The organism is Fulvivirga aurantia (assembly GCF_009711475.1).
Classification (GTDB): Bacteria; Bacteroidota; Bacteroidia; order Cytophagales; family Cyclobacteriaceae; genus Fulvivirga; species Fulvivirga aurantia.
Window position 1 is genome coordinate 1 of sequence record NZ_SMMD01000839.1, and the last position, 10,378, is coordinate 10,378.

Sequence of the window (10,378 nt, forward strand, 5' to 3'; positions counted from 1 at the left end):
TTTTCAAGGCTGGGGAGCGTTAATTAGAAACCGAACCAAAATTAAAGCTTACTGGCAACACACCCTTTGGACGATCTTTGCATTCACCATGTTTATTCAAAACTGGTGGGGTATCTGGCCAAGAACCAGATTTATCACAGATAACCTATTCTACTTTTTCTATTCGCTAGTTCCGATCTTTATATTCTATATCGTGAGTGTCATTTTATTCCCCGATTTTAAGCAGCGTAGCGACAGGCGAATAGATATGAAATCTTTCTTTTATAAAAACACGCGCTGGCTATTTGGCCTATTAGCTATATATTTTCTCTTTACTATTTCAAGCTCTTTTGTTTACCAGGATATTGGCAATGTACGCGTACAAAATTTTATCAGGATTTTTGGTGTAGTACTCGCTGTTACAGCCGCTTATTACAATAAAAATAAGGTTTTACATATAATATTTTTGGTGATTGGTTATGCCGCGCTCATACGCTTTTTTATGGCATTGCCTTCATAAACGTGAATACTTGTGGGTAAAAAAGTTGATATAAGTAAGGTTATCGGCCTATTCATCGGCCCCCTACTATTTGCTCTGTTGCTATTACTCTTTCGTAACTCACCCGAGTATCCTTTATTTTGTGTTTTGGCTGTTGCCTCATGGATGATCACCTGGTGGGTTACAGAAGCTATACCAATACCAGCTACATCTCTTTTACCAATAGTTCTTTTGCCCTTACTCGGTATATTCAAGGTTTCTGAGGCTACAGCCCCGTATGCCAGTTCTATCATATTTCTATTTATGGGTGGTTTTCTCATTGCGCTTGCATTGGAAAAACACAACCTACACAAACGAATCGCTTTAAATTTACTACGCCTCACCGGAAGTAGCGGCAATGGAATAATCCTAGGGTTTATGGCCGCCACGGCTCTACTCAGTATGTGGATTAGCAATACAGCTACTGCTGTAATGATGCTCCCTATAGCTTTGTCTGTAGCCAATCTTCTATTGAAAAAGGACACTGAAAAACTTACCCGATCAGAAAAGAATTTCTCTCTGGGTCTCATGTTATCCATTGCCTATGCTGCTAATATTGGAGGGTCGATGACACTCATCGGGACACCGCCTAATGTGGTTATGGCCGGTTATTTGACAGAAATTCTGGATTACACGATGACATTCAGCAGTTGGTTTGGTATAGGGCTTCCTGTAGGATTTTTGCTTTTGACCATTACCTATTTGCTTATCACCAAATTACTTTTTAAGAATAACCTTAAAAAGATAACCGGCTCAGAACAACTTGTAAATAGCGAATTACAAAAGCTTGGAAAAATCAGTAAAAGTGAAAAGCTGGTCTTAACCATATTTGCTATCACAGCTTTTGGCTGGATATTTAAACAACAAATCAATCAACTCATAGGTGAACCCCTCCTAAGTGATACAGTAACGGCTATGGCGGGTGGACTACTGATGTTCATAACACCAGTACACTTGAAAAAGAACAAATTCATCTTAAAATGGGAAGACACTAAAAAGCTCCCATGGGGCATTCTTTTGCTTTTTGGAGGTGGGATGTGCCTGGCCAGAGCGATGGAAAAGGTGGGGATCATTCAGCTTATGGGAGAGTTTGTTAAAGGTCAGGGTGAGTTACCCACTACTTTAATTGTACTGATCACCACAGCTATGGTTTTATTTCTCACCGAGTTGATGAGTAATGTGGCACTCATCACCATTTTTATACCTGTAGCGATTGGTATTGCTCAAGGTTTAGGCATCAACCCGTTATTACTTGTAATACCTGCCACGATTGCCTCCAGCTGTGCTTTTATGATGCCTATTTCAACTCCTCCTAATGCTATAGTTTTTAGTAGTGGCTACATTAAAATGAAACAGATGATCAGAGCTGGTTTTCTACTCAATTTAATAGCAATAGCAGTACTCGTACTGCTAAATATGCTATTGATAGAGAAAATCTTTTAACAGTTATTTCTGTGCCTGCTTTAGCTTACGCTCCTCTATCATATACGATATAGCCAGACCAATTCCACCAAATAGAAATAGCATTGAGAAATAAGCTACTTCCTCCATACGGGTTTGAGCATCTAAAAAGTAGCCAATAAACAAACCTACACCGATGCCCATAAGTAGTAGTGCCGATCTTAAAGGCCATATTGCGCTTGTTTTTTGATCGGTAAGGCTTTTAAGATCCAGATCGCCTGGGTTAAGCCCTTTTTCTATCATTGCCATTCGTTCTTCGTTTTTATACCTTCTCAAATAAATGATTGTAATCACAATTCCTACTAAGGCTACTATAGGTATAAATACACCAATTACTGCTACATCCATGTTTTCTCAATTTTAAGTTTTTGATTTAAAAATTTGCCCATAGGACGCAGCCATTGTCACTGTGGTTACAGGTAATTTTTAAATTATTTTTTTTCAAAAAAGCTGTAACTTGATTTTACTTATCAGCGTCAAACATTCCGTGAATCAAGCAGATGACGACAACAGATTGATCGATCAAATCCTGGAAGGCCAACAGGCACCTTTTAACCAACTTGTGTTAAAGTATCAAAACTATGCTTTTACCATAGCGGTAAATATTTTGAAAAATGAGCAAGATGCTGAAGAGGTGACGCATGACGCCTTCGTCAAGGCTTACAAAAACCTTAACAGTTTTAACAGAACTGCTAAGTTTTCTACATGGCTTTACAGAATTGTTTTCAACACTGCTATTTCACTTAACAGGAAAACAAAAATCATCAAAAGGCCTTTAGATGAAGTGAGTAAATTTATTGCTACAGACTCCTCACAGCTAGAACATGAGGATCAACGCAGGTATATTAATGAAGGTCTAAAGACTCTTTGTAAAGAAGACCGGGCTGTAATTACGCTCTTCTATTTAAAAGAGAATAGTATTGAAGAAATAGCTGAAATCACCGGTCAGAAAACAAGTACAGTAAAAGTGAGATTACACCGGGCCAGAAAAAGATTGGCCATGGCACTGAAAGATACATTGAAAGAAGAAGCTTTAACACTCTAGATTATGGAAGAGATTACACACGAAAAACTTCTGGATTATATAGATGGAACGCTCGATCGACACGAGAGCCTGCAGTTGGAAGAAAAAATTAGTAAAGATTCTTCCCTGGCACAGCAATATCAGGAATTGTTACAGATAGATAGTGCCCTGCAACACCTTGAAATACACAAACCGTCTGCTGACATGGCTAAGCGGGTAATGGTGAGCATAAGTAACCCTGGCATTAAAAGAAGCAGTATATATTTGATGATAATTACCTGCCTCACGGTAATATGTGGTTCGTATTTTATGGCAGAAGGCATGATTGATCTCACTATGCTTGAGCAAATTAGCTATTTATCAGCTATAGAATCTTACCTTCCCGACAGTATCAATTACAAATTGATTTCTAACTCATTGCTATTTGTATTAACAATTTTTGGCCTTGTTATCTTCGACAAGCTTATTTTAAGACCCTATTTTAAGAAGCGTCAATACGCTTATTGATCAGTTGAAACAAAAAAAGCTGCCTGAAATCAGGCAGCTTTCCAATTCATATCAACTAAGGATTAGTATCTGTAGTAGTCAGGCTTAAATGGTCCTTCTACTTCAACACCAATGTATTTTGCTTGCTCAGGAGAAAGCTCGTCTAACGTTACACCGATTTTCTCTAAGTGTAATTTAGCTACCTTCTCATCTAAGTGCTTAGGTAATGTATATACTTTGTTTTCGTAATTATCAGAGTTATTCCACAACTCGAGCTGAGCTAAAGTCTGGTTTGTAAATGAGTTAGACATTACAAAAGATGGGTGACCTGTAGCACAACCAAGGTTTACCAATCTACCTTCTGCCAACAAAATGATATCGTTGCCATTAGAAAGCTTGTACTTATCTACCTGAGGCTTAATCTCATCTTTCTCAGCATTTTGGTTTAACCATGCTACGTCAATCTCATTATCGAAGTGACCGATGTTACAAACGATCGTTTTGTCTTTCATTCCTTCGAAATGTCTGCCTGCGATCACGTCTTTGTTACCGGTAGCAGTTACAACGATATCAGCTTCTTTCACTGCATCATCCATTTTCTTTACTTCGAAACCATCCATTGCAGCTTGTAGCGCACAGATAGGGTCAATCTCAGTAACGATTACTCTTGCTCCAGCTCCTCTCAAAGAGGCAGCAGATCCTTTACCAACATCTCCATAACCACCAACAACAGCTACTTTACCAGCCATCATTACATCAGTTGCTCTTCTTATCGCGTCTACCAAAGACTCTTTACAACCGTATTTGTTATCGAACTTAGATTTTGTTACAGAATCATTTACGTTGATTGCAGGCATTACTAAAGTACCATTTTTCTCACGCTCGATAAGTCTGTGTACTCCTGTAGTTGTCTCTTCAGACAATCCTTTGATACCTTCTACATATTGAGGGTATTTATCAAATACCATGTTAGTAAGGTCTCCTCCATCATCAAGAATCATGTTTAGCGGCTGTCCGTCAGGGAAAACTAGTGTTTGTTCGATACACCAGTCAAACTCCTCTGCGGTCATTCCTTTCCATGCATAAACAGGTATACCAGCTTCGGCAATAGCAGCGGCAGCATGATCCTGCGTAGAGAAAATGTTACATGAAGACCAGGTCACGTCCGCACCAAGATCAACTAATGTTTCGATAAGTACAGCAGTTTGGATTGTCATGTGTAAGCAACCAGCGATTCTGGCACCTTTCAACGGCTTATCTTTACCGTACTCTTCTCTCAATGCCATAAGACCTGGCATTTCAGCTTCAGCTAATTCAATTTCTTTGCGGCCCCAAGCGGCCAGACTAATGTCTTTTACCTTGTATTTTACCTTTTCTTCTATCATGATGGTATTAAATTTTATTTTAAAACTCTCGCTTTCGTTTGCAAAAATAACAAATTAGTAGCGATAACCTCTAATAGAAATATAAATCAGTATATCCTCCTGATTTATAGATTAATTCAGTAATTATTCCTAATTTCATGTAATACAGCCACAAAAAAGAGGAAATATTCCCATGCCTAATTTAGATGCTACAGATCATCAGATTTTAGCCTTGTTGCAAGATAATGCTAAACTCAATGTCAATGATATCGCTCAGGAATTAAACCTGACAAAAACACCAATCTATGAAAGGATAAAACGACTTGAAAAGACTGGCGTGATCGACAAGTATGTTGCCTTGGTCGATAGAAAAAAGTTTACCCCTTCTGTTGTGGTTTTCCTTACCGGATCATTGAAGGTGACCAAGTTTGACCAGACACAGGATTTTTATGATGCCGTGATGAAAATAGATGAAGTGCTCGAGTGTTATTTGCTGGGAGGGGAAAAGGATTTCATGCTAAAAGTAATTGCACGAGACCTGGACAGTTATCATGAATTTTACTCCGCCAAAATAGGTTCTATTCCCTATGTTGGCGAAATAAAAAGTTCGTTTGTACTCAAGGAGGTAAAATACTCCACCAGAATACCTAATATGAATTTAATGGACTGATCAAGCAGGAACTAACTCCGGCTCCTTCTTACCAAAAAATTTTAATGTACGATAGTGCGATTTAAGGGCACCGATAAAGGTTTCATTCTCGTAGTAAGGTATATCGTATTTCTTGGCTGTACGCTCTACAATTTTCGAGATTTCAGGATAATGCACATGACATATGTTTGGAAACAAATGGTGCTCTATCTGAAAATTAAGTCCACCACAAAGAAACTTGGCCATTGGGCTTTTTCTTGAAAAGTTAGCCGTTGTACGCATCTGGTGCACAGCCCAAGATTCCTCAAGTTTCCCTTCTGTATCAGGCTCAGGAAAACTCATACCCTCTACTACATGCGCAAGTTGAAATACAAGACCTAAAACAAATCCCTCAGCAAGATGCATCGACACAAAGCCAATCAAAAACTGCCACCAGGTAATGTCTAATACTACTAAAGGCACTACAATAAACAACGCATAATATAAAGCCTTAAAAAAGAAAAGATTAAAGTACTCTATTTTAGGCCTCTTAGAGTTATCTGTTTGTCCTATCTTCTTCTGAAAAAACTTTACGTAATCCTTTCTAAAAACCCATGATAATGAGGCTAGTCCGTATAAGAAAAATGCATAGAAATGCTGGTATTTCATGATTGGCTTCCTCTTCTCACCTGGCGATACTCTCACTAAACCTGGAGCTACATCAAGGTCTTCGTCATGCCCTGGTATATTGGTAAAAGTGTGATGCACCTTGTTATGACTCACACTCCATACATAAGCATTAGCACCAATTATATTGAAGCTATAGCTCATGAGCTTATTGACTTTTTGCTTAGAAGAGTATGAACCGTGGATGGCATCATGACTTACATTGAAACCAATAAAAGCCTGAGTCATTCCTAAGAGGATAGCCAGAATTAAATTTGTAGTAAGGGAAAAACCTCCCAGGATAATAAGAAGATAAAGGCCCACTAAAGACCCTAAAAAGAATACGGATTTGAAAACCATCTCCGCATTTGCATTTTTACTTATGTTATTTGATTTGAAATATTCATCAACTGCCTTTTTTACGTCTGTGTAGAAACCCGGTTGATTACGACCGTTAAATTTTACCTTCATATTTTCGAATTATATTTTAGTTCCGTCCGCGAAAAAAATAGCGCTTTTATGAATCTGCTAAGATAATACTAAAAAGACGGGTTACAGAAGCTCTTAATGATTTTTTGAACTATTAAGTTCGGCCTTATCCGATTATCTCATAAATTCTTTGACTGAAGGCGGAGTTTCAATACCTGCTCTAAGTGCGGGATCCGGTTCAGGATCACCAATTTGCGGTTTTATAGGTATTACCCCTGCCCAAATATCTAAGTCGTAATCTTCGCGATCGTCTGCCGGTGGCCCCTGCCTGATCTTTGCTGAAGCTTCATCTATCTCAATAGCCAACACTGTTGTAGCGTTCATTTCTTTGCGATTAGGCTTTCTTGCTTCATCCCACCGACCTTTAATTATTTGCTCTGAAAGTATATATAGAGCATGCTCTTTTTCACCTTCCTCCACCACCCTGGCTTTACCAAAGACTACAACAGATCGGTAATTCATAGAATGATGGAATGCTGACCGGGCGAGCACAAGACCATCAACATGGGTTACTGTAAGACAAATGGGTATGCCCTGCTGCGTCTGCCTGAGCATTCTGCTTGAGGCGGCTCCATGCAAATACAGCTTATTGCCAGACCTACCATATAATGTGGGTATTACAAACGGTTGCTCACCCATAGTAAACCCAACATGGCATAAATAGCCAGCATCCAGAATACTATAGACCGTTTCCTTGTCGTAATGACCTCGTTTTGGTACGCGCTTTACCTTGCTCCTTGCAGATTGAGAATATTGAGTCATGATTATTTTATTTTATTGTTTAAGTAAATATAATCGCCTTCTGGATTACCTTAGTCATCCAATTTCAAATATGTAAAGGGTCCGGTTATGTATCCATGGAAAACAGTAATTGCTTTAAATAAAGACCTGAAAAGACCTCTCTATCTCCAATTTGCTGATCAGGTGGTAAAAGAAATAAATAATGGAAGGATAAAGCCTGGCTTAAAACTACCAGGCACCCGGCAGCTCAGCATTATATTAGAAATTAACAGGAAAACTGTTATCCAAGCTATAGATAAACTTGTTGCACAAGGCTGGCTTGAGGCAGTTCCTTCTAAAGGAACATTTGTACCTCGCCAACTTCCCTTGTCAAAAACAAAGCCTTTAGATCAAGACGCCTTCAATGGTAACCCAATCAATACCGACTCTGACTACACTTACATAGAAGATCAACCACAAGCATCACACCATATACTGCAGGTTGATGGTGGCTGTCCGGACACACGACTGGCTCCCATAGATTGGTTTTACAAGGAAAGTAAAGCGGCCATAAAAATGAGAAACGGCTTTAAATTATTGAAATATGCAGATGCTCGAGGTTCGCAGAAATTACGTGAAGTGATGGTCGACTATTTAGCCGAATCAAGGGGTATGGACATCTCCATAGCGCATATTATGATTACAAGAGGTAGTCAAATGGGCATTTTTCTAACCATGAATTTGCTACTAGGAAGAAGTAAATGTGCCGCTATGGGTGATAGCAGTTATGACGCTGCAGACTGGGTAGTGCTTTTTAATGATAGCAAGATTTTAAGAATACCAGTTGATGCTCAGGGGCTGGATGCAAATCACCTGGAGAATATTTGCTTGCAGCGCAAAGTACACGTGGTATACATTACACCACACCACCACTTTCCCACTACGGTGACATTATCAAGCGAGCGTAGACTTAAATTATTAGACCTGGCAGAGAAGTACAATTTCTACATCATTGAAGACGATTACGACTTTGACTTCCATTATAAAAGCGGTCCCGTTTTGCCACTAGCAAGCCTCAACAGACATCGGGTGATCTATATTGGCTCCTTTAGTAAAATTTTTGCGCCAGGCATACGAGTGGGCTATTTAGTAGCCCAACCTTCTATAATTGAACAGTTGAGTAAAATAAGTCGAATTATAGATAGACAAGGTGATCAGGTACTACAACAGGTGATTGCTGAAGCCATAACTTCTGGCGAACTCAACAGGCATTTAAAAAAATCGATAAAGTTATACCGGCAGAGAAGGGATTATTTAGCCGTTCAACTTCGTGAGAAATTAGGAAATCATGTCACTTTTGACCTACCGGAAGGCGGCATGGCCATTTGGCTAAAATTGATTGATGTAAAACTCTCTGACCTTAAACCACACCTTGAGGAAAACGGCCTGTCAATAGATATAAACACCGATCTTGCCCGGGATTATAATGCCTTTAGATTTGGATTTGCCTCGTTAACTTTCGAGGAAATTGATGATGCCGTGAAAATTTTGAGTAAAGTAATCTATGAAGTTAAACGGCCTTCATCTTAAGCTTCTTTTTTAGTTCTTCTACAGACGATTTGAAGTTGGCATTAGTATCAATCATATCATTTACTGATTGCACGGCATGTATCACAGTACTATGATCTCTGCCTCCAAAATGATAACCAATGGCTTTTAAAGAATGGTTGGTGTATTCTTTTGAGAAATACATCGCTACCTGCCTGGCAATCACTATTTCTTTTTTCCTAATCTTGTCTTTTAAAGACTCGACTTCTACTTTAAAATACTCAGAAACTGTTTTTTGGATGTAGTCGATACTCACTTCAGTATCAATATCCTGTACGATATTCTTGAGCGTTTGCTTGGCCAGCTCAAGGTCAATATCTACGCGATTAAGCGAAGCATGTGCTATTAAAGAAATCAACACGCCTTCTAATTCACGCACGTTGGTATCTACGCTGTAAGCCAGATACTCAATTACATTTTCAGGGATGTAAATACCATCTGCCTGCATCTTACGCTGAATGATCGCGACCCTTGTCTCATAATCAGGCTGCTGAAGATCAGCTGTCAGCCCCCACTTAAACCTGGAAAGCAGTCTCTCCTGAAGCCCCTTCAGGTCTCTTGGAGGACAATCACTAGTCATGATAATTTGCTTACCTGCCTGGTGAAGGTGATTAAATATATGGAAGAAAATTTCCTGAGTTCTTTCTTTGCCTGCAAGAAATTGTACATCATCGATAATCAGTACATCCACCTGCATGTAATAATTCTGAAACTCCTGAATTTTATTATTCTTCAGGGCATCAATAAACTGATTAGTAAACTTCTCTGATGATACATAAAGCACAAATCGGTTGCCCGGACTGTTCTTTATTTCGTTACCTACGGCTTGCACGAGGTGGGTTTTGCCTAATCCAACGCCTCCATAGAGCATCAACGGATTGAAAGAAGTAACACCCGGCTTCTGTGCAACAGCGAAACCTGCAGAACGGGCCAACCTGTTGCAATCACCTTCTATATAGGTGTCAAATACATAATTAGGATTCAGCTGTGACTCCTGATAAAGAGAGTCGACAGATTTAAGCTGAAATGGAGAAACGTATTCCTCTTTGCTACCATTTGAGCCGTATGGCTGCTTCTTTGGTGGGTTAGACCTGTTGGGTAAATTAACAGAAAGTGGTGACGAGCCGCTATTTCCTTTATCTACTATAACAGAGTATTCTAATTTGGCTTGTGGCCCCATTACAGATGTAATGGCTTTTTTAAGAATATGTACGTAATGTTCTTCGAGCCATTCATAAAAAAACTGACTCGGCACCTGTATTGTCAGTACGTCATTATTACACCTAAGTGGAGATATCGGCTTGAACCAAGTGTTAAAACTTTGGTCCGCCACATCCTCTTTGATAACCCGAAGGCAATCATTCCACACCGTTTCGCAATCCAGCTGCATGTACTGAAATCTAAAATTTTGACAG

Annotated in this window: 11 protein-coding genes; 6 read left to right on the plus strand and 5 right to left on the minus strand. The window is 39.2% G+C overall.

The features are described 5' to 3' along the window. Positions 1-499: hypothetical protein (locus tag E1176_RS20710; RefSeq protein WP_185152779.1), on the plus strand; the 499-nt coding region annotated here is incomplete at its 5' end. A 12-nt stretch (positions 500-511) separates the two neighbouring features. Then, positions 512-1,960 carry an SLC13 family permease gene (locus E1176_RS12280; protein ID WP_343030530.1) on the plus strand — a complete coding sequence of 483 codons (1,449 nt, stop codon included), beginning with the start codon at positions 512-514 and terminating at the stop codon, positions 1,958-1,960. A gap of 3 nt (positions 1,961-1,963) precedes the next feature. Here E1176_RS12280 and E1176_RS12285 read toward each other — a convergent pair whose 3' ends face one another. Next, complete coding sequence (locus E1176_RS12285) at positions 1,964-2,326, minus strand: DUF6249 domain-containing protein (protein ID WP_155210930.1); 363 nt, start codon at positions 2,324-2,326, stop codon at positions 1,964-1,966. 139 nt (positions 2,327-2,465) lie between these two features. On the opposite strand from E1176_RS12285, the gene E1176_RS12290 reads away from it, so the two are divergent. Then, a complete protein-coding gene (locus E1176_RS12290; protein WP_185152780.1) occupies positions 2,466-3,023 on the plus strand; it encodes a sigma-70 family RNA polymerase sigma factor in 558 nt (185 codons plus the stop codon). A gap of 3 nt (positions 3,024-3,026) precedes the next feature. After that, positions 3,027-3,509, plus strand: coding sequence for an anti-sigma factor family protein (locus tag E1176_RS12295; RefSeq protein WP_155210932.1), 483 nt, complete (start codon positions 3,027-3,029; stop codon positions 3,507-3,509). A 62-nt stretch (positions 3,510-3,571) separates the two neighbouring features. On the opposite strand, the gene ahcY is transcribed toward E1176_RS12295, so the two are convergent. Then, positions 3,572-4,873, minus strand: coding sequence for an adenosylhomocysteinase (gene ahcY / locus E1176_RS12300; protein ID WP_155210933.1), 1,302 nt, complete (start codon positions 4,871-4,873; stop codon positions 3,572-3,574). 172 nt (positions 4,874-5,045) lie between these two features. On the opposite strand from ahcY, the gene E1176_RS12305 reads away from it, so the two are divergent. Further along, complete coding sequence (locus E1176_RS12305; protein ID WP_155210934.1) at positions 5,046-5,522, plus strand: Lrp/AsnC family transcriptional regulator; 477 nt, start codon at positions 5,046-5,048, stop codon at positions 5,520-5,522. Here E1176_RS12305 and E1176_RS12310 read toward each other — a convergent pair whose 3' ends face one another. Both E1176_RS12310 and E1176_RS12315 read right to left on the minus strand, forming a co-directional pair. Next, positions 5,523-6,617, minus strand: a complete 1,095-nt coding sequence (locus E1176_RS12310; RefSeq protein WP_155210935.1) for a fatty acid desaturase family protein — start codon at positions 6,615-6,617, stop codon at positions 5,523-5,525. Between the two features lie 132 nt (positions 6,618-6,749). Beyond that, positions 6,750-7,397, minus strand: a complete 648-nt coding sequence (locus tag E1176_RS12315; protein ID WP_155210936.1) for a pyridoxamine 5'-phosphate oxidase family protein — start codon at positions 7,395-7,397, stop codon at positions 6,750-6,752. 87 nt (positions 7,398-7,484) lie between these two features. On the opposite strand from E1176_RS12315, the gene pdxR reads away from it, so the two are divergent. Continuing rightward, entirely contained in the window at positions 7,485-8,945 is a 1,461-nt protein-coding gene (gene pdxR, locus E1176_RS12320; RefSeq protein WP_155210937.1) for a MocR-like pyridoxine biosynthesis transcription factor PdxR, read from the plus strand. Here pdxR and dnaA read toward each other — a convergent pair. Continuing rightward, a complete protein-coding gene (gene dnaA, locus E1176_RS12325) occupies positions 8,926-10,353 on the minus strand; it encodes a chromosomal replication initiator protein DnaA (RefSeq protein WP_155210938.1) in 1,428 nt (475 codons plus the stop codon). The genes pdxR and dnaA overlap by 20 nt on opposite strands. Positions 10,354-10,378 lie beyond the last annotated feature (25 nt).